At 48.7% G+C, this 19,634-nt stretch carries 19 protein-coding genes; 7 read left to right on the top strand and 12 right to left on the bottom strand.

The window, feature by feature from the left end; all coding sequences use genetic code 11:
• Positions 1-103, bottom strand: a 103-nt coding sequence (locus tag M6D81_RS31905; protein ID WP_410795791.1) for a transposase, incomplete at its 3' end; no start/stop codon positions are given.
• Positions 104-123: 20 nt separating this feature from the next.
• Here M6D81_RS31905 and M6D81_RS24525 point away from each other — a divergent pair.
• On the top strand, positions 124-333 hold the full coding sequence (locus tag M6D81_RS24525; RefSeq protein ID WP_262679808.1) for a hypothetical protein: 210 nt from the start codon (positions 124-126) through the stop codon (positions 331-333).
• Between the two features lie 113 nt (positions 334-446).
• Positions 447-2,057: an S-layer homology domain-containing protein gene (locus tag M6D81_RS24530; protein ID WP_262679865.1), complete on the top strand. Its 1,611-nt coding sequence runs from the start codon at positions 447-449 to the stop codon at positions 2,055-2,057.
• A 97-nt stretch (positions 2,058-2,154) separates the two neighbouring features.
• Here M6D81_RS24530 and M6D81_RS24535 read toward each other — a convergent pair whose 3' ends face one another.
• Both M6D81_RS24535 and M6D81_RS24540 read right to left on the bottom strand, forming a co-directional pair.
• Positions 2,155-2,697, bottom strand: a complete 543-nt coding sequence (locus tag M6D81_RS24535) for a DinB family protein (protein ID WP_262679809.1) — start codon at positions 2,695-2,697, stop codon at positions 2,155-2,157.
• A 68-nt stretch (positions 2,698-2,765) separates the two neighbouring features.
• A complete protein-coding gene (locus tag M6D81_RS24540) occupies positions 2,766-3,713 on the bottom strand; it encodes a helix-turn-helix transcriptional regulator (RefSeq protein ID WP_262679866.1) in 948 nt (315 codons plus the stop codon).
• A 286-nt stretch (positions 3,714-3,999) separates the two neighbouring features.
• Here M6D81_RS24540 and M6D81_RS24545 point away from each other — a divergent pair, with 286 nt between their 5' ends.
• Positions 4,000-4,239, top strand: coding sequence for a hypothetical protein (locus M6D81_RS24545; RefSeq protein ID WP_262679810.1), 240 nt, complete (start codon positions 4,000-4,002; stop codon positions 4,237-4,239).
• Positions 4,240-4,268: 29 nt separating this feature from the next.
• Here the strand turns inward: M6D81_RS24545 and M6D81_RS24550 are convergent, their stop codons facing one another.
• The 3 genes from M6D81_RS24550 to M6D81_RS24560 are packed head-to-tail and all read right to left on the bottom strand — an operon-like array spanning position 4,269 to position 6,983.
• The gene (locus M6D81_RS24550) at positions 4,269-5,489 is read right to left on the bottom strand and encodes a hypothetical protein (RefSeq protein WP_262679811.1); all 1,221 of its coding nucleotides are present in this window, start codon (positions 5,487-5,489) and stop codon (positions 4,269-4,271) included.
• A 37-nt stretch (positions 5,490-5,526) separates the two neighbouring features.
• On the bottom strand, positions 5,527-6,441 hold the full coding sequence (locus M6D81_RS24555; RefSeq protein ID WP_262679812.1) for a hypothetical protein: 915 nt from the start codon (positions 6,439-6,441) through the stop codon (positions 5,527-5,529).
• A gap of 32 nt (positions 6,442-6,473) precedes the next feature.
• A complete protein-coding gene (locus tag M6D81_RS24560; protein ID WP_262679813.1) occupies positions 6,474-6,983 on the bottom strand; it encodes a YhfM domain-containing protein in 510 nt (169 codons plus the stop codon).
• A 167-nt stretch (positions 6,984-7,150) separates the two neighbouring features.
• On the opposite strand from M6D81_RS24560, the gene M6D81_RS24565 reads away from it, so the two are divergent.
• On the top strand, positions 7,151-7,483 hold the full coding sequence (locus M6D81_RS24565) for a DUF1904 family protein (protein ID WP_262679814.1): 333 nt from the start codon (positions 7,151-7,153) through the stop codon (positions 7,481-7,483).
• A 72-nt stretch (positions 7,484-7,555) separates the two neighbouring features.
• Here M6D81_RS24565 and M6D81_RS24570 read toward each other — a convergent pair whose 3' ends face one another.
• On the bottom strand, positions 7,556-8,863 hold the full coding sequence (locus M6D81_RS24570; protein WP_262679815.1) for an ABC transporter substrate-binding protein: 1,308 nt from the start codon (positions 8,861-8,863) through the stop codon (positions 7,556-7,558).
• A 401-nt stretch (positions 8,864-9,264) separates the two neighbouring features.
• On the opposite strand from M6D81_RS24570, the gene M6D81_RS24575 reads away from it, so the two are divergent.
• The 3 genes from M6D81_RS24575 to M6D81_RS24585 are packed head-to-tail and all read left to right on the top strand — an operon-like array spanning position 9,265 to position 10,427.
• Complete coding sequence (locus tag M6D81_RS24575) at positions 9,265-9,627, top strand: DUF2089 domain-containing protein (protein ID WP_262679816.1); 363 nt, start codon at positions 9,265-9,267, stop codon at positions 9,625-9,627.
• 17 nt (positions 9,628-9,644) lie between these two features.
• Positions 9,645-10,073 carry an SHOCT-like domain-containing protein gene (locus M6D81_RS24580; RefSeq protein WP_262679817.1) on the top strand — a complete coding sequence of 143 codons (429 nt, stop codon included), beginning with the start codon at positions 9,645-9,647 and terminating at the stop codon, positions 10,071-10,073.
• 6 nt (positions 10,074-10,079) lie between these two features.
• Complete coding sequence (locus tag M6D81_RS24585) at positions 10,080-10,427, top strand: hypothetical protein (protein WP_262679818.1); 348 nt, start codon at positions 10,080-10,082, stop codon at positions 10,425-10,427.
• 68 nt (positions 10,428-10,495) lie between these two features.
• On the opposite strand, the gene M6D81_RS24590 is transcribed toward M6D81_RS24585, so the two are convergent.
• The 5 genes from M6D81_RS24590 to M6D81_RS24610 form a co-directional block, all read right to left on the bottom strand.
• Entirely contained in the window at positions 10,496-11,296 is an 801-nt protein-coding gene (locus M6D81_RS24590; protein WP_262679819.1) for a polysaccharide deacetylase family protein, read from the bottom strand.
• Position 11,297: 1 nt separating this feature from the next.
• Positions 11,298-15,884: a CBM96 family carbohydrate-binding protein gene (locus tag M6D81_RS24595; protein WP_262679820.1), complete on the bottom strand. Its 4,587-nt coding sequence runs from the start codon at positions 15,882-15,884 to the stop codon at positions 11,298-11,300.
• 34 nt (positions 15,885-15,918) lie between these two features.
• Positions 15,919-16,830, bottom strand: a complete 912-nt coding sequence (locus M6D81_RS24600; RefSeq protein WP_262679821.1) for a carbohydrate ABC transporter permease — start codon at positions 16,828-16,830, stop codon at positions 15,919-15,921.
• 1 nt (position 16,831) lies between these two features.
• A complete protein-coding gene (locus M6D81_RS24605) occupies positions 16,832-17,785 on the bottom strand; it encodes an ABC transporter permease (RefSeq protein ID WP_262679822.1) in 954 nt (317 codons plus the stop codon).
• Positions 17,786-17,871: 86 nt separating this feature from the next.
• Positions 17,872-19,560 carry a type 2 periplasmic-binding domain-containing protein gene (locus tag M6D81_RS24610; RefSeq protein ID WP_262679823.1) on the bottom strand — a complete coding sequence of 563 codons (1,689 nt, stop codon included), beginning with the start codon at positions 19,558-19,560 and terminating at the stop codon, positions 17,872-17,874.
• Between the last annotated feature and the right edge of the window lie 74 nt (positions 19,561-19,634).

Below are 19,634 nucleotides of genomic sequence, written 5' to 3' on the forward strand. Positions count from 1 at the left end.
TTTCTGCTGTTAGTACAGAACGACGATACTTAACCGACCAAACGATGTGATAATTGACGTTGTAAACGCATGTTCTAGCGTGCTTTATATTTTCTTTTGTCATACAGATAGTCTACCAGAAACTTGACGACAAGGAATGGTGGCATCAGACTTCCCCCCGCACTGGAGAAGCTGACGGACTGGAGTCGCTTCCCCGTATCATCGCGCGTCGGGCAAGCCGCAAGGGAAATGTACCAGAATGCGTACAACCCGGAGTATGCTTATCGGTTCGGACTGGAGCGCATTATCGAGGGAACAGCCGTGCTGATTGAACGGGCGGACCGTACCAATTAAAGTGTAAGTGCCAGCTCGAAATACATGTATCTGCCAATATTTTTACGATGCTTTATAACCGGATCTTTGATATGATCCCTAAGTTAGTATGGGGAGGCGAAGATTTGAAAAGTATGGTTGGTAGATTACATATAGTGACACTCGCTTTTTTATTTGCTGTAAGCATCTTTTTGTCGCACCTTGCTACAGCTGACGCGTCGCAATTTCAAGATATAGGCACGAGTTACGCCAAGGATGAAATCATACACTTATATAACAAAAAAATCATAACCGGCACATCTGCAACCACTTTTTCGCCTGACCGATCGGTAACAAGAGCTGAATTTATTGCGATACTGAACCGCTTGCTGGGTCTAGAACCTGTGGCAAGTCCGGTCACTCCCTATAAGGATCTGAATCAGAGCACTTGGTATTACGGCCCGGTTCAGGCGGCCGTTCAATTGGAACTTGCGAAGGGCAAGTCGGCCACAACCTTCGCACCGGAGGAATCCGTTACGCGTCAGGAGGCTGCGGTATGGATGGCAAGAGCATTGAAACAGTCAGATACCCCGTCTATCGTGAAGAAGGTGTTCGAAGATGAAGATCGCATTGCCGATTGGGCGAGCGCATCTGTTGGTGCAGTCCATAAGCTGGGGCTAATAAAAGGGGACGATACAGGGACGTTCAGGCCAACAGACCCCCTATCAAGAGAAGAAACGGCAATGCTAATGGATCGGGTGCTGCAAAATGACAGCTGGGCTTCGGAGCTTGAGAAAAAGCCAATTGAACGGATTATGCTGGGATGGCAGTATGGTCAGACGATGGAGCAATATACGGATAATATTCTGCATTCGAACGTAAATACGTTATCACCGCGTTGGTATTTCCTTGATAAAACGGGTACGATGACAGATTTGACCGATGCGAAGCTTATAGCATGGGGAAAGAACAATAACAAACCAATTTGGCCAATGGTAGGCAATCGCTCCGATCAGGAAACGACACATTTCATTTTAACCAATACAACGGCTAGAAATAAAGTAATTAATCAATTGGCAGATATGGTGAAAACATACGAATTAGAGGGGCTTAATATTGATTTTGAAAATGTAGCTCCTGCGGACCGGCAATCATTTACAACGTTCATTGCTTTATTAGCTGTAAAGCTGCATGACCAAGATGCGGTGCTATCGATAGATGTATCTCCTGACCGGGGAACCAGCTGGACGGAGGCATTCGATTATGCTGCGCTTGGCAAGCACGCTGATTATATCGTGATGATGGGGTACGACGAGCATTATGGAGAATTGTCTGGTGCAGGTCCCAATGCTTCCCTGCCTTATGTTACGAATGCCGTCCATACACTGCTGAAGGTTGTTCCCGGCGACAAAGTCATTCTGGGTATGCCCTTCTATAACCGCGATTGGACATTGAAGCCGGACGGCAATGTCGCTTCCTCGGCATTTATTACGCTTACGGAGCAGAATGAGATGATGGAGTCCTATTCCCTTAAGCCTGTGTGGAGCGAAGCTTCGGGACAATATATTGCCGGCTATAAGAAGCGGTCTGTGCAGCATATGATCTGGTTCGAGGAAGGCCGATCGTTAATAGCCAAGTATCATTTGGTTGTGAACAACGGATTAGCTGGAGCAGCCTATTGGTATATTGGCGGAGAAAGTTCGGATATATGGTCAAGCTTGCGCAACGCAGAGCGATACTCGAGGTATTCCTTCTCCAATAGCTGATTGCAATATTAGGCAATATTACGGTATGAACCTCCAAGTACATCACCCCTGTGTGGCGATGTACTTGGAGGTAAAGTGAGGATTGCGAAAAGGGTCCCTATGCGCTTCCGGCTATAAATTGCTTCAAGCGATCCATCTGCATCAAATGATGACGATAGTGCATTTCAATGAGCAAAAACCATTCCTGTGCATTCAGCGCACCGAATCGCGGATGAGGCATGCTATTCCGCACAGGCGCCTGTTCAAGCTTTGGCATGATTTCTTTCATACGAGCAATGACAGTATGCAGTCCTTCAATCAACTGCTCCTTGCTCTCGGGCTGCCCCGGTGTATATTGTGGAGAAGGCGGGACTTGTATGCGGATAGGCGGGAATTGCCCCCGTTCCATTATGGCTTGTCCCTCTTTCGTTTTCTCCGGTAAGGAGCCAGCAGAATCCTCCTCTTGTGTCAGGCAGTTGTCGATATTGCGAAGCTGCATGTACAGAGCCGAGTTAATCAAATGCAAGTACATTTGTCCAAGCGACCATTCATTCTCACTTGGCTGCAGCCGTAACTGCTCTAGCTCAAATCCATTTAATTCAAGAAGATAGCGGTTTGCCGTTTCTTCAAACTTTCGCAACGATTCTTCCATGGTATTCATATTGTTGAAGCAACTCCTTTATCGTGATCTATACGTAACTATACAAAAACGCTACTGACAACAGTATGTCAGTAGCGTTTTAACATGTTCTCCACCTCAATGCGAACCCGTCGCCGGAAAGATTCCGGCTCCAGCACCACCACTCCCGCTCCCCAGCTAAGCACCCAATGCAGTAAATCCCCGGGCTGACGAACGCGAAACTTCACAAGCAAGCCATCCGGATGCTCCTCAGTACCTGTCATAAAATAATTGTTCGATTCGATCACTTTATCCGCAATGTCAGGATTGGCCAGTATGGTTATACTTATGTCACGGTCATCCGAGGGCTTGTAATCATGCAAGTTGAAATCGGACGGCACATGAAATCGGCACTCCAGAACGTGAAGCTCGGACATCCTGGACAAGCGGAAGTGACGAATTTCTTGCCGCAATTCGCAGTGGGCAACAAGCATCCATGCTCCTTGATTAAGGACAAGTCCATAAGGTTCCGCCACTCTGGAGCTTTGACGATTCCCATCGGGTTCGGGGGCACTCTTCATGTAACGGAAGCTTATCTTCCGCTCCTCCAGTATAGCGTCTCGGATTCGTTCCAAATACTCCTTCTCTTGCTCCTTAACTGCATCTTTTCCTGACGTCAGCAGCCGCATGCTCTTACGTACCCGGTTAGCCTCGTTGCGAACATTCTCCGGCAGAATGGCCTCGACTTTCCCACGGGAGGCTCGGGCTTTGGCCCCATAATCGCTATCAAATTTCTGCTCAATAAAGTCCATCCCAATGAGCATGGTTACGGCTTCTTCCACTGTGAAGCTAACTGGCGGCAGGAAATACCCCTCCATTAAAGAGTACCCCTGGCCGGTAGAGCCAATGATAGGCACTCCTGCTTCGCTAAGCGCCTGCATATCGCGATAGATGGTCCTCACACTCGTCTCGAATGCGGCTGCCAAGTCTTCCGCCCGCATCACCTTATGACGTTGCAGCTCAAGCACGATAGCCAACAGACGGTCTGTTTTGTTCACTTTACCGCCACTTCCTTCCTTCGAGTCGACCGGCACGTTATCATAATCCGCAAATCTCATCTCGTCAAGAGAAAATGCGCGAATAAGCGACATAACGAGGAAGTCCCCCCTATGTTACCCAAATAGAAACGAATTTCCAAGTGTGAAGAGTGCTACCGCTTTTTCCAATTCGTCCGGTTTCCCGTAAAATCTTATTCAGGTCGATGAAAAATCAAGGGATATTCACACAAAGCACAGTGCGCAATCATGCAAGATCATGCTTACTAACGGAAGGAGAAGGAGATGTATGCACAGCGTATACAAAATCAGATTTGAGCTCTTTTACAATAAAGTACCTAAGACGCCATGTTACGGGTATATGGAGCTGGATCAGTCCGGCCATATGATCGCGCTCTACAACTGGTATGGCGAGGAAATTGACCTCCATGGCGGACATGAAATTGTCAGAGTAAGAACACTTGGCCAATTCGATAACGAAGACCGCGATCATTTCTATTCCTTGTTGGAAAGTGATGGCGTAGGGTAAGCCTCACGTCAGGCCGTCAGGCCAGCTATTCAATAGTCACGCGCCTCATCGAACCAGCGTTGAGCCATTTCCTCTGTTATAGGCTGGCCAATCAGGTGATCAGACTGTCTCAGTTGCCATACCGCTTCACCAAGATCTTCTCGCTCGACAGTTTCGATGCCTTTAAGGGTATTGAAGCGGACGGTGAAAGCAGTAATGGCTGCCTCGGCATCGGCAAAGCTGCGAGCCTGGGCCAAGGATGCCTGCGCATCGTCGTAAGCTTCGTTAGCCTGCTTGGCCAGACGTTTCGGCCAGGAAGAGAACGGGCGGCCGAACTCGGTCGTCCACCATTCGGACTTTCGCAATTGGCTCACTGAAGCATAGCCGGTCCAAGGACGGTTTTTAGCACGTGTTTTCATTTGCTGCTTAAGGCGCTTACCCGCGGTCTCTTCCACATTGAAAGCGATAAATCTGTCAAGCAACGGCCACACGTTCAGTGGCGGCAACTCCCCCAGATCAGGCATGAAGCGCAGCTCCAGGCTCTTCAACCCGGTATGACAAGCCAACGAGTCCACGTCGCAGAAGTTCCCCCACAAACTCAGTGAGTTCAGATTCGGGAACCGGTGAAGACACTCCAGCGAGATGGGTTGTCCTAGTGGCGCGTTCTTTAACGTCAGGCATGTCACCTGATGCAATTCCCCCAAGTCGGGCAGCAAGAGAGGAGCATCACTCTTGCGTCGGCCGGCATGCGGGGCTAGCGTCAGAGAAGACGGCATGCCGCCAGTGGCCGAGAATCGTGATAGAGCGCCGGACACACTCAGGCGGAAATTCCGCTTGGGAAGCTTCAGATTCAGATGTCCCCCGGATGGATCCAATTCGATATGTAAGCCGTGTAAATTGGACTGGCTGGCATTCACCAGTGTGTCTGCAACCAGAATCGGAGCCCACGTCATCTCTTCAATGGGACGCTTCTGCGCCCAGTCAAAGAAGCTTGCGTCACTGCCTGTATAGTACAGAAACCGTGGCCAAGGCGAGCCGGCAGGCGTGGCAAAGGCGTCGAATACGTTCCAGTCGATTGGCGCATCGGGCGCAACGTGAAGATCCGCTTTCTTTCCCAATTGCGACGGTCCAATGGACAGACTCCCCACACCGGGCCGAATGACAAGAGTGTGACTGCGAGGACCGGTCAGGTCAATCGGATAACGGCCATCCTCACTAATAGAACCGTCAGGAGGATGAGCCGGGTTATCATTTGACAGCATTTTGATCATCCTTTCTTCAAAAAACATATTAAGTTATTATGGCAATTCATTTTTCGTTTGCGTAGATGATCTTACCATCTTCAACAACAATATTCCCCCTATCACCAACATCGTTCCATTGCCTTTGCCGATCAGAGATAACGGTTGCATCGAGCGGCATGGATTCCGTCATGTCTCCCTTTTGCTTCTTCCTCACATCGTAGAGATAATAAGAAACATCCTTCACATGAAGATTCTGCAGGTCATTATCAGCTTCCTTAAGCTCCTCTACCGAATAGGATTTTATGACAGCGATATCATCGTCCATCCATCCCGCAACTTCCAATGCCGCACCGTCACGGCCATCCTCCGCTTGAATGGTTCCAATGAGAAGTCCGTCCAGGTTGTAGAAATCGACCTGCTGAGGAGCTATTTTCAGGTAATCAATATCGATTGCAAGGATTCGATCCGATTTGCCCTCTGATGAATCCATCCAGGCTATCGTACCCGCAGGGTTCCACTTTATTTTCTCAGAAGGTACATATGCATTCGGTTGCAATGGTACTTGATGAAGCGCTGCCCCCTCATCATTGTAGAAGGTTAATTGGCCGCTTTCATCATCATGTACAAATCTCTCAAAGGTTGGAGAGATAAACAGAGACGGCGCCCCAGTTGTGGAGTGTGGAATAACGCGATATTTTTGAAGATGGACAACGTCCTCTCCTGTCTTCAGATCAAAGATCCACACATTCCCGAGAAAGCTCTGCATGAACAATTTTTGCTCATCGGCATTCCATTGTTGCTGATAGATGTAGTCATACTGCTCCGTAAGCGGCCAGAAATTTTCTCTAAGCCGTTCAATTGCTCCCGTCACAACATTGTACGATGACAAGTGATATTGCCCCGCTTCTTCCGTTAGTTCGGATTCCAGGAATAGGAGATGCTCAGCATCGAACGGGATCAACATATTATAGCTGCTCATGAATGCGTTGTTCCAACGGTTGCTTGAAGTGCTCAGCTTAGAGCTCCAAGACCGGCAGGAATGATCGGCTTCGCCACAAGCTCCCCATCCGCTTTACGCTCAGCAATAAATGCCAATCTATTCAAGGGCTCATCTGATTGAAACAAGTCAAGCAATGTTGCCTTTGCCGTTCCCCGCAGCTTGTAATGCCCATTCTGCCCGGATTTGATGAATAAGGCGTCATTCTCTCCTTCCATCCAGAAGGAGAATGTTACAGCTCCTCCGTTCTCCGCTTTTACTGAAGCCACATAATCCGGCGACGCTATATCAAGTTGTCCGATGTCATATACTGCATGATGAATGACTTCATCAAAGCGTTCTATTGATTTGCGATCCGTGATGTCCATTGATGCGCCGCTATCGTTCTGAACGGCAATCGATTGAACAGCGTTAAGCTCAATCATGGTTTGAACGTTCTTAGTATCCTCATAGTCCGAATCTGCACATCCAGCAAGCAACGTTGATATCACGGTTACGAAGATTATGAACTTTATCTTCCTCATATAACTCCCCCTTCCAACTCTAACCACCTAGACGTTGCATAAAGGACAACAGTTGCACAACATGGCCCCGAGAAGATTGTCAGATGCGGTCTTACGTTTGCCTCAGACAGACTCGTACATATACAATAAGACAATAGTAAGGGTTAATCGACAGGAGGATATTAGAGATGCCGCAATTAATTTTCAGAGGAATTCCAGCCGAGGGCATACGCGCCATCAGCGTACCGCTCGTAGAGGAGATGGCCGCAATATGCCAATGCGGAACGGATAATTTCACCTTGGAGTGCCTGCACGTCACCGCTATATTCGATGGAAAATATACCGATTCGTATCCTTTCATTGACGTATGGTGGTTTGAACGGGGGGACGAAGTGCGCGATAAGATGGCCGAGACGATCGATAGGCATGTCCGGTCGCTCGGCATCCCCGATCTGGAAATTTCCTTCCGTGTCGGCCGAGAGGATAATTTTTATATGAACGGCCGCCGTTATGGCTCCTAGCTGGTAGTGTCGGTATAAGAAGGGCGGCCCCTATTGGGGTCGAACTGATGCATGAATCTAGTTGTTCTTCATTTATTTGCTCTCATTCAGAGTCGTTTGTAAATCCAGTTCAAGTTTTTGTAATACTTCCTGTGCCGTAGCTTTCTCAGTCAAGATCTCGGACATATAGACTGGTGAAACCTCATCCATACGGGTAATGACGGCTCTTGGGAGTGAACGCAATGTTTGAATAGTCGTATTGGAGATTCGCTCCAATTGGTAAAAAACCTTCACCCCTTCATCCTGCCATTCCGCATCTTGAATGGCGGGAAGTTCTTCCGGGTTTATGTTAGGCAGAAGTCTGGTATAGCTTTCACCGCACACATATTTGATGAAATCCCAACCTGCATTTGCGTCACCATTTCTGGTAATTGAGAAAATATCCGTCATCTGAATACCGTTGCTAAGTCCGGACTGGTCAACACTAACTGGAAGTGATACTATACCCCAATCTAGTTCTTGATGACCGTTATTATCGCTTGTCAGCAAGTGATATAATGACGAATCATTAATGGACATGGCAATATTTCCTTCGAGAAAGGGATAACTTGATTTTTGTGCAGAAACAAGATCGGAATATGAAGGATTATTGGAGTCCTGCACATAACAGCTGTTGTATTTAAAACAATCTGTTACAAGTTGAAACACTCTTTCCCAGGACTCTGTATCGAAGAAAAATTCATTATTACGATAAAAGGAATAACCATTTCCTTCTCCTATGTACAGAGCCATCATAAACGGATTCGAGATTTGCTCATAATTGTAGCCGTACTGTGGCTCAGCCGCGTTTGATTCATTACGGAACAGCAAAGCTAATTCAAGTACCTCATCCCAAGTCATCCTGTCACTCGGATAGGGTATCATACGATCATCGAACATTTTTTTGTTGTAGTACAATGCTCTGCCAATAAATGTTGGCGATAGGCCATAAATTTGTCCATTTTCATCTGTAAAATAATCTACTACGGCCGGTGTATAATCAGAAATGTCGAAATTATCTTTACTCGTTAAGGGAGTTAGAGAAATCAATGCGTCCTGTTTCTTTAACACTTCAAACTGATCCATATCAAGGGCAACAACATCTGGATTTTCAGATGCGATCAAGTTTTGAACTGTTTTTTGCAAATTTTCTCCCGGTGTCATATTCCCCGCCACTGAAATCACTTCAAGCTCATAGTTCGGATGTGTTGCACGAAAAAAATTCCCATATTTATCATTAAACACTTTTTCATTCCAAGTAAGAACTTTCAACTGGACAGGCTCCTGCACCTCTTCGGATGGAGCTATGCAGGCTGATAATACAAATAGTAATACAATAAAAATGACTAGCATTCTTTTCATTTTAGATTCAATCCTCGCAATAATTAATCATTACTTTGAATGTTGTAAAAGCTGCGCTGTCAATTTAACGCTACAGAACCAGAGACGTTAGAACCTCCGTCGAACAAATGTCCCTTCAACCTCAAACTCCCCATCTAAATATATTCTGGAAAAAATATGATATGATTGGACGCTATATACCATGGTTTATATTATCTTTATTAGTCTTTTTTGTAAACTAATAATTCACAACAATTTCTCTATACTGGTTTTTAATGATCCTGTCCAAACAAGTTCGCTCACAAACTCAGAAGAACAACAACAAAATCAATATTTTAAATTTCTAAATTAAAATATTCAATATTATCAATTTACAAATTAAATATGTTGATTTATAATTCAAATAAAGAAAGGAGCGAACTATGAAATACCCTATCATCACTCAGTGTCCTGTATGCGACCATCGGCTGCATGCCGTCAAGCTGGAATGCGGACATTGCCGGACGACAATTGAGAACACATTTGAATTATCGAAGCTGGCTCTACTCTCGCCCGAACAGCTCCATTTCGTCATCACCTTTCTAGTGAGCAGAGGCAACATCAAGGAAGTGGAGAAAGAGCTTGGCATATCTTACCCGACGGTGCGCGGCAAGCTCAATGATATCATTACAGCCCTCGGATACGATACGAAGAAGAAGCCGGAAGTCGATGAGAAGAAGGTCATCTCCATGCTGGAGAATGGCGAAATCACCGCCGACGAAGCGGTCAAAATGTTGAAGGAATGAAAAAGGAGGAAGAAACGATGAAAGAAGAAATCGGCAAAGTGCTGTCCATGGTGCAGGAGGGCAAAATTGATTCAGAAAAGGCTTCGGAGTTGATTGATGCGTTAAATGAGAAACAAACAACTCATGCAACGCAAACCGTACAGACGCTGGGGAAATCGGACTATTCCAGGAAACTGTCAGCGGCATCCGGCGGTTACTTGGACAAAACGTTGAAAATAAGGGTAACCTCCCAAGAAAACGATAACGTCAACATCAATTTGCCGATAAAACTGGTAAAGGCCGTTCTCGGAGTAGGTCACAGCATTGCTTCCAATATCCCGCAGGCTGCGAAATATGTGAAGGATATCGATATCGATCTGCTGATCGATGCCATCGAGAATGAGCTTGACGGGCAAATCATTGATGTCCGCTCCGGTGAAGAAACTGTCAGCGTCGTGATTGAGTGATGAATCATGATGATTGTGAAGGTGAAGAGCGAGGAACACGCTTTTACGATTCCTGTCCCTTATACTATATTGCGCATGGGATGCGGCATACTGACTTCCAATCTCGTTCAGCGCAAAATGAAGGAATGGCTGAGCTATGACCGACATGCGGGTGGGCACTCGAGCGTGAGCCGGGAGCATGGCTTCGATTCCGACAGCAGCCATATCGGTAATGAGCTGCTGCTGTCGCTTCTCGGAAGCCAAAGCACGAAGCAAGCGCTCCGGCAGCTCATTAAGGAGCTGCAGCGTTGCAAAGGAACGGTTCTGGTCAATGTCCACACTCAGGACGGCACGAAAGTATTGATAAAACTATAGGCTTAGTTCCAAGGAGCCGTGTGCCTACACGACTCCTGAGTACTTTCTTGAGGAAGAATTTTTTGGATTCAACGCAATTGCAGAACTTGCCCCGGCTTCACTTCCACTATGTCCTCATCTGCACTGAACCACACGGACAAGGCCGAAGGATTGTGCACGGACTCACCGGAGACGGAGAAGCGCAAATTCCGCAGCGCTTTCCAATACAGGACGAGCTCTATATTGGTCGCATACCATATCCCTTCTTGCCCGCCTATCATTTCACCAAATCGTTCCAGTTCATCCCAATTGTGACGATCATGGAACTCGTAGCTGTGCCCCCACACATAGAGCAACGACATGGAAGAATGACGGGGCTGATCATCCAGGAAGCGCCTGCCACATTCCAGCATGTCCCGATGATGGCATGTCGGATGCCATTCTAGCGGATCTGCCGGCATGTTGAAGCTTCCGTGGCTTTTGGTTGTCCTCGCGTATTCGATGCCCAGAGCGGGCAGTAAAGCGACGACCTGTCCATTCCAATCGCCGTAAGGATACGACATCCCCTTAACCGGGTAGGAGGCAAGCCGTTCCAGCTCCCTGCGGTCCTGCACAATCTCATCCACGATTTTCTCTTTCGGGCATTTGGTCAGGAACGGATGTGTCACCGTATGGGCGGATATTTCGTGACCGGCATATAACTCCCCTACCTCTGAAGCTTCCACATAACCGGGTTTGCCGAGCAGACCGGAATTCAGATGGAATGCCCCTCGTATCCCGTACCGGTTCATTATAGCTACCAATTGCCGGTCATGCTCCCTGCCGTCATCATAACTGAGAGTAAGCGCTTTTTTCTTCCCTTCCGGAAAACAATTCAATTGAACTTTCATCTCATCCCTCCGTTATGTCTGCAGAACCCGACAACGGGACTCCAATCGATTGATATACTGGAGCCGCTGTTGTATCACGGTCCGGCCATATCTGAAGCGTTATCTCATACCCTTCGCCATCTTGCCGGGCTTGAACCGTCAACCGCAGCGTTTGTAATTCCCCATTCGCATCATATTCGCCTTGCACATACGCGCTGCTGCCGTCATCGGCAATAACCATCCAATCTGTCTCATCCAAAGTAATGTCCAGCCCTTGCGGTTCGGCGTGTATGCGCACCTTATCCTTCTTCCCGGCGCCGCCTGATTGAATATTCATATGAATCTTCTTGGCCTTATCTCCCATGAATTCCCCAATGTCCTCGGGTTCAATAAATCCATTGACTCGCAATTTACCCGAAGTTCCGCCTGTAATTCCAATAATAGTTGATTGTTCCGCCGATTGATAATAAAGATTATTTATAAGCCTCGTCCTGATATCGTAAAGTCCGGCGGGCAGTTGCACGGCAATGGAAATCGAACCATCTGCATTCGTTTCATATACGCTGTCGACCACCCCTGGCACTGGACTCAATGTTCCATCCGGGTTTATCCGGGAAAGCTGCCATTGGATCGGTAGATGCTCAAGAGAGCCATAGCTGCCGTCCATCTCCTGATGCACCTGCGCTTGCAGCGTAAGCATGCCGCTGCCGTCATCGGCAATGCTGTAGGTACAAGTAACGGTTCCCTGTTCTTTGTTGACGACAAGCGTCCCATCAGCTTCCGTCTTCTTATAGAACCCTGTATCGTCTCCATCATATACCGCCTTGACCGTCACGCTCCGGGAATCCGAATCGGCGGAAGCGCCTTGATCGATCGTATATTCGAGCCTTGCTATACCTTGTTCATCGGTTAATGCCGTTCCCTTAAGATCGCCGTCTACGAGAAAGCCGACCCATTCATCCGCAAGAGGGGTGCCGTTCCCGGCTTTCAACGAAGCCTGCAGCCAGACGGCATCGCTATATACACCGGAGACCGGCTGCATCTCCAGAACGGTAGACTCGCGTACCCATTGCATGGTGAGGAACTTGCCCGGAGCTTTGCCATCGCCGATGCCGCTTCCCCATTCTACCCATCCCCTTCTCAACCCGCCGTCATTCTCGTTCACCAGCAGCGAGAAGCTGATTACTCCCTCATGAAGATCAACCGGCAGCAATTCCGTCCACGGCAGCGCCAATTCGTATCTCGTCATATGCTGTTCCTCATCCCGCGTTACATGAAGTGCGCCGTCTGTCACCGGACCGCTCGCCACGCCTGAAGGAGTCAGCCAGCGATAAATCTGCGGTCCGTCCGGCGTCTGTGAGATCCCGTATTCATAATAGTTCACATCCTCCGCAGGCAGACCGTTCGAGATGGCGAATTGAATGCTGTCATTGTTCCAGATGTCCTTCCCGCTTGCCGGGAACGCGAACGTATCATCCTTTATTTCAGCCGTCAGATACAAATTGTCCCGATCGTAATTAAGCCATACCTCGCCACTCAGATCATCAGCTCCGCCATAACCGCTCACACGCACCGTACCGCCGGATAAATCGATCGAAGCCGGCCTGGCGGTCACCTGTGAATCGGGAATGCCATCCAATAGCACCGTTTCAGCGTATATCGGATGATATGCTATATTGCCGGCGTAAGTAAAGAGCTTGTTGCCGCCGTATTTTACGGTCACGCTGGCGGGATAGCTTTGTCCGATTACGATATTCTCAAGCGGAATGTCGAACAAGCTGGACGAATCGGGCGGTACCGATTGGTTGATCGTCACATGCCCGGAATAATCCCCCAACTGCCAATCCGCATCACTAATGTGCAGTTCATTGCGCTTCGATAAATTGGTGACTTTTATTGTCAACGACTTATTCTCCCCATCAGCGCTGTTCAGAACAGGACGGAGATGAATCTCACTGGCCGGACCAACGGCTACGCCATCGCGCAGCAATCCGATCCGGTCATTCCCGTACATGATCGTTCCATTGAAGAGACGCGTTCCCGGTTCTTCCAATCCGTCTACCGTTACCGTCAACTCCGCAGGTTGCCCGCTGCCCGCATGAATGTCGTAAGTGCCGCCGTTCGCAAGCAGCGTGAAGTCCGCCGGCGAGGAAGCCGTATTGTTGGCCTGTATGCTGAACAGTACCTGTTCACCCGCTACCGCTTCTTCAGCATGAACGGCGAACATGGAATTCTCCTCAATGCCCTGAATGTCTCCTTTGACATAAAGAGGCTCGCCGTTCAGGCTAACATAGACGCGACCACGATAAGGCGTGTAGGTGTTCGAATTGCCCATCATATCGACAATCTGAATCGGGTCTTCGGTTAGAATCGCCGCATTAACGGGGGACAAGGACCATACCGTTCTAACCCGGTTGCCGGACTGATCGAATACATAACTCTTTATATCGCCGCCTATTGATTCTTCCATCACAAATTCCGCTCCGGTTAGTTCTCTTGTCATGGCAGCATAGGCGGCGTATGCCGGTTTCGGAGTAAAGCTGCCCATCGGGTCCGCCGCATTGCGAAGCATGCCGAAGTTGTCTTCGTTATAATCGATACGCACGCCATCATTCACCAAGTCATACCAAAACGTCTTCTCGATTCCACTTGCAAGAGCAATGGCGTAATAACGCACCATATAATTGGCTTGCGTCAATTCATCGACGCCTCTGGTCGATTGAAACGTCGGATAACCAAATTCGGTTGCCCATATCGGCATAAGCTCGCCATTATTGTATTGCCTGATGAGCGCCTTAATTTCCTCCACGGAATCTGCCAGACCTTCAGGGGAATCCGGGTAGCGATAAGGATGTATGGAGACGGCGTCCATGTATTGAAGCCCGCCGAGCTTGAACACTTCCTCGATCCAGTCCATCGCATCCTCGGAAGCAACGATGCCGATGACAGGGAAGTCAGGGTGCTGCGCTTTCACTGTTTCATACGTTTTCTTCAGCAGCTTATAGTAGTATTCCGGCTGAGAGTTAGCCGGACTGTTGCCTCTCTTGCCGAATCCACCGTTAAATTCGTTGTACGCTTCTGCGGCGATCAGCTGGTCACTGTACTGTTCGATGTAGGCTTCCACATAATTCGCGAAGCCTTCTCTTCCATCATCGGTATAAGGGGTAGCGTTGTTATCGTAATAGGGATTGTTGAATCCGGATACGAACAGCATGTTAAGCCCATATTGATTCAGATCAGCCATATAATCGTCCGGCACGGGGCTGAAATCATACTCCCCCTTCGTCTTCTCCAGTACCCGCCATTCAATTCCATCCCTGATTGTTTTGGCACCAGCATATTGAATGAGCGGAACAGTATCTTTCTGTCCGCGGTGGAGATGCGTTGCCATGCCGAACGGAGACTCCTCCACTTCGGAGATATCGAACGGGGACAAGACGGCGAACGATGTCATTAATTCGATCGGCTCCAGACCTTCACCTCCGACGGAAGCTCGGAACGTAAAATATCCATAGCCGGCAAACGGAACCTCGATAATCGTGCTTCCGTTTTCGTTCACGGCGCTGCCTTGAGACACCCTGTCGCCTTGCATATTGTACACGGACCAAGCAATATCCGGCCTCAGGGTCGCCACTTGAAACTGGACTGGTTCATTGTCCAGGAACACATTGCCGATGCGGGTCTGCTCCAGCTGCGTTGAAGGAATGGCGGCAGATAGATAAGGCCCGTCGTTCGACCAATGATTTCCGCCGTTGCCGGCTTCGATCTTGTAAGTGAACGTTTTGTCCATATCCGATTCCGCAATCTCGCGATGCCATGTCGTATCATTAACCGTTGCCACAAGCTTTCCGTTCTCGTAGACCCGATACCCGGTTACGCCATCGGAACCCTCGGCTTCGGACCAACTGACCCGAATGCCCTCCGCATTCATTTGGGTGACTTGCACGCTGCTCCCTTCGGGCCAGGCAGGCGCGGACGCATCGACGCGCGATTCGGCAATTGACAGATAAGGCTGGTATGCCCCGTTTTCCTTGCTGTAAATGTGAATGAGAGCACCGCTATTGGCGTGCTGCGATAATCCGAAGCTGGCGACTTTGTCAGAAGCCATCTGGGCCTTCACGAATGAAGTGACATCGACCTCGATCCATTTCCAGGCAAGACCGACATTGACATTGGCCAAATAATGATCAAGGGTCGGTTTATAGGACCATGTGATCATTTCTTCCTCCCACGAGTCGTCCCCCGATCCGTACAATTGGAAATTGTACGGGCTTCCGTTCGGATTGACGATCTTCGCATACAGATTCAGCTTGGCCGATCCAATCTCGCCTTCGTAGCCGCTTAAATCAAATTTCATGTACGATTCGCGGGTATAATTGTCATCACCTGCCCAAGTCCGCACCTGCAGCGTCGGGTCGGTCCCATAGTTTTGATTTGCGTTTGATCCGCTGTTGAGATAGGTGTCCGCCAACGGCAAGATTTGCATAACATCCGTTTCTGAAGCGTATGCTTTCATTCCCGCGCCGTAACCGCTGCACAACGTTAAAACAATTAAGACAATCAACCCACAATGTAAACCCTTCTTCGAATTCCAAGCACTTGCTCTCACATGCATTCACTCCTTCAATGAAAGTAATGTAGAGCTAACCTTTTACCGAACCTAACATAATCCCTTTCACAAAATACTTTTGCAGCCAAGGATAAACCAGGACGATGGGGCCGATCGACAACAGCGCAATGGCAGAGCGGACGTTGTTCATCGCGAGTTGTGCCTGCCGTGTATTATTGTCGAACATCAAGTCGTTGCTGACATCGCTGACCGATGTAAGCATTTCCCGCATAATGACTTGTATGACGGTCAAATCACGGTCACGTATATAAATCATAGCGTCAAACCAGGCATTCCAATGTCCTACGGCTGCCCATAACGCAATCGTTGCCAGCACAGGGGTAGAAACCGGGAGTATGATTTTGAACAAAAGCGTCATATATCCCGCCCCGTCCATAAACGCAGACTCCTCGATCGCAACATCCAGCGACATAAAATAATTCCGCATAATGATAATGCTGAACACGGCAACGGCTCCGGGAAGAATAAGCACCAGAAAATGATCCAGCAGCCCCAAGCTTCTTATGATCAAGTAAGTCGGGATCAAGCCTCCCCCGAAAAACATCGGAATAATGAAATAGGTCGTCAACCAGCCGCGGAACGGCAACTCTTTCTTCGCCAGCGGATAGGCTGCCAAAATCGTGAACAAGACCTCCAGTGCAGTACCAATAATCGTTCGCATGACAGAGTTCATATAAGGCCGGATAATTTCCCCTGAAGATAACAGAAATTGATACGCCTCAATGGACCAGCTCTGCGGCCAGAGGTGAAAACCAAGCGTCGTCGCTTCTCTTCCGTCGGAGAAGGACAACAGGAAAACTTGCCAGAATGGATAAAGGATCAATAGAACAAACATGACCATGCAAGCGCCATTCAAAATATCGAACCACCAACCCGGATGAAGGTTAAACCGGCTATGCCTGTTGCCAAGCTGAACTTGTCTCATCTCACCACACCCCGTAGTCGTTGTATTTCCGGACAATTTGGTTTACCGTGACAAGAAGCACGATCCCTACTATGTTTTTAAACAGTCCGACTGCGGCGGAATAGTCCATTCTGAACTCGACAAGCCCTGCCCGGTACACGTAAGTATCGATAATATCCGCAACCTCGTACACCAACGGACTATACAGATTAAGAACCTGGTCAAAGCCGCCGGACAGGATATGGCCAAGCCTTAACAGGAACAAAATCGTAATGACCGGCACAAGCGCAGGAAGCGTAATATGAATCATTTTGTGGAAACGGTTGGCGCCGTCCGACTCGGCCGCTTCGTATAGTTCCGGCGAGATCGATGTGATTGAAGCCAAATAGATGATCGAAGCCCATCCGACCTCCTTCCAGGCATCTGAAATGAGCAGGATCGGGATAAAATACAACTTGCTCGATAAAAAGTTGATGGGATCTCCGCCGAATAAAGTAATCACATAGTTGATAATGCCGCGTTCGGGAGAGAAAACTTCGACTACCATGCCCGCAATAATGACCCAGGACATGAAGTGCGGAAAATATGAAATGCTTTGAACCGTCCGCTTAAAAGCAGATTTCGTAATTTCATTGATAAGCAAAGCGAACAGAATCGGGAACGTAAAGCCGACAATAAGTCTCAGCACACTAATGATGAGCGTATTGCGGAACGCACGCAAAAAAACGAAATCGTGAAACATCGTTTTGAAATGTGCAAATTGATTCCATGGGCTGTCCCAAATGCCGAGTCCGGGCTTGAAATCCTTGAATGCAATAACAACGCCGTACAACGGAGCGTAATGGAAAATGGCCAGGCTCAAAGCGGGCAGCAGCAAAAGAAGATACAGCGTTTTCATTTTTTTCATACGTTTCCAGACTTGTGCTCTTGATGCGTTCGGTTTCATCGAAGGAGTCGCTTCGGCTGGGTTAGCCATGCCCCCACCGCCTTTCCTGCCTTGGGGAAGGGGTCATGCAAGCACGATGCAAGCACGTTCCCTTTCCCCGCGGCTTTATATATGACTTATTGCTTTTCGCGCAAATCGGACACCTTAGGCGCTTTTTCCAATTCAGCGAGCATGTCGTCGCCTCCGCTGCCGCGCCAGCTTGTCACATAGTCATCCCAGGCTGCATCCACGTCAACTTCGCCTGTAATAGATTTAAACAGGAATTCATCCGTAACCGTTTTCAGCTGCGCGCCGTAAGTGGTATTCAGATCTTCGTATTTCGTTTGATTAAAGTAATCCCATCTGTAAGGACGGTACACGATATCCCTGCCTTCGTTGCTGCCAAAGAACAGTTCCGTCAATTTCGTTACGCCTTCATTGACGTAATAAGCGGCGACATTGCCATGCTGGATCGACAGATTGTAATAACCGATTCCTTGCTTCTCCCGGTCCGCTTCCGCCGTCTCTATCGGTACTACGGCCGATTGGTACGGCTCGCCTTCCCACGTATAATCCACGCCTTCATCGCCGAATTGCGAAAGCATTAAACCTTCCTTGTCGAAATTGATATAATCGAAAATTTGCAAGATCCGGGCCAGCTTCTCGTCAGAGACATCTTTTTTGACGACCATCGCATATCCGAACCCGTCGACAGGCCTGTAAGCCGCCGAGCCCTGTCGGCCATCCGGACCAATCGGCGGCGGGGTGAACAGAAATTTCGCAGCAGGGTCCTTCTGAACGAGATTGCCAGGCGGACGGTTGAATGTAAAAGGCATCAAACCTGCGGCTTGCACCTGTACTTGGGCGGCTCCGTATTTCCCTGCCGCGAATTTCTCCCAGCTTTTGGCCCGGTTGAGCGTCGTGAATTCCGGATCAAGCAGCCCTTTCTGATAAAGCTGTGCCATATGTTTCAAGAACGCCTTGTAGCTTTGGCTGATCGCATAGCCCGTAACTTGGCCGTCTTCCTCCAAGTTATAGTCCCAGCCGAAGCCGAAGGCGCCCGCTTCCGTATTCATGGCCCAGGAGGCGTCACTGTTGTTCATCAGCAAGCCGAATGTATCCATTTTATTGTTGCCGTCGGGATCATCCTGGACGAACCTTTCGAACATAGCCTGCTCCTCTTCCAAGGTGAACGCTTCTTTCGAGAAAAATATCCGTTCCAGTCCGCCGGAGTCACCAACGGGAACGAGCTCGCCTTTAGGTTCGATCCCAAGCTTCTCCATCCAATCCAGCCGGTACACCTGCCCCCAGATCAGATTATCCCAATCTTCTTTGTAGCCGGTGAGGGCGTAATATTCCCCGTCCTTGCCTTCGATCTGGTTCACCAGCCACCCCGTCGGCTCTTCATCAAGCATCTTGGCGTAGTTAGGCGCATATTGCTCGATCATCTCTTTGGGAATGCTGCGCGTAACCGCGTCGTTGTAAAGCTTGACCGGTGTGTCCATGAACGAGATATCCGGCATTTCTCCGGAAGCCAGCATCAAGTTTCGCTGCTCCTTGTTGTTGATGTCGATTTTCCGGTTGGACAGCTTGACATTGAATTTCTGTTCGATCATTTGCTGTACCTTATTGTTATCCTCGACCTTGCCTCTTGCCCCTTGTCCAAGCCAGCTGATTTCGAATGTTTCGGGAGCCTCCGTATTTTGAGTTGCCGTCGGCGAACTCGTAGCGCCGCCTTCATTCGTGACATTGCCATCCGAGCAGGCCGAAGCCGACAACAGCATGACCGCGGCAAGCGCTGTCACCCCCAGCTTTTTAGTTGCCATGTTCATCCCCCATATCCGTGATATTTTGTTTTGCATGATCATTATATATAACAAGCCCCCGAGATTCGTAACAG

Source organism: Paenibacillus sp. J5C2022 (assembly GCF_025567625.1).
In the GTDB taxonomy this organism is placed as follows: Bacteria; Bacillota; Bacilli; order Paenibacillales; family Paenibacillaceae; genus Pristimantibacillus.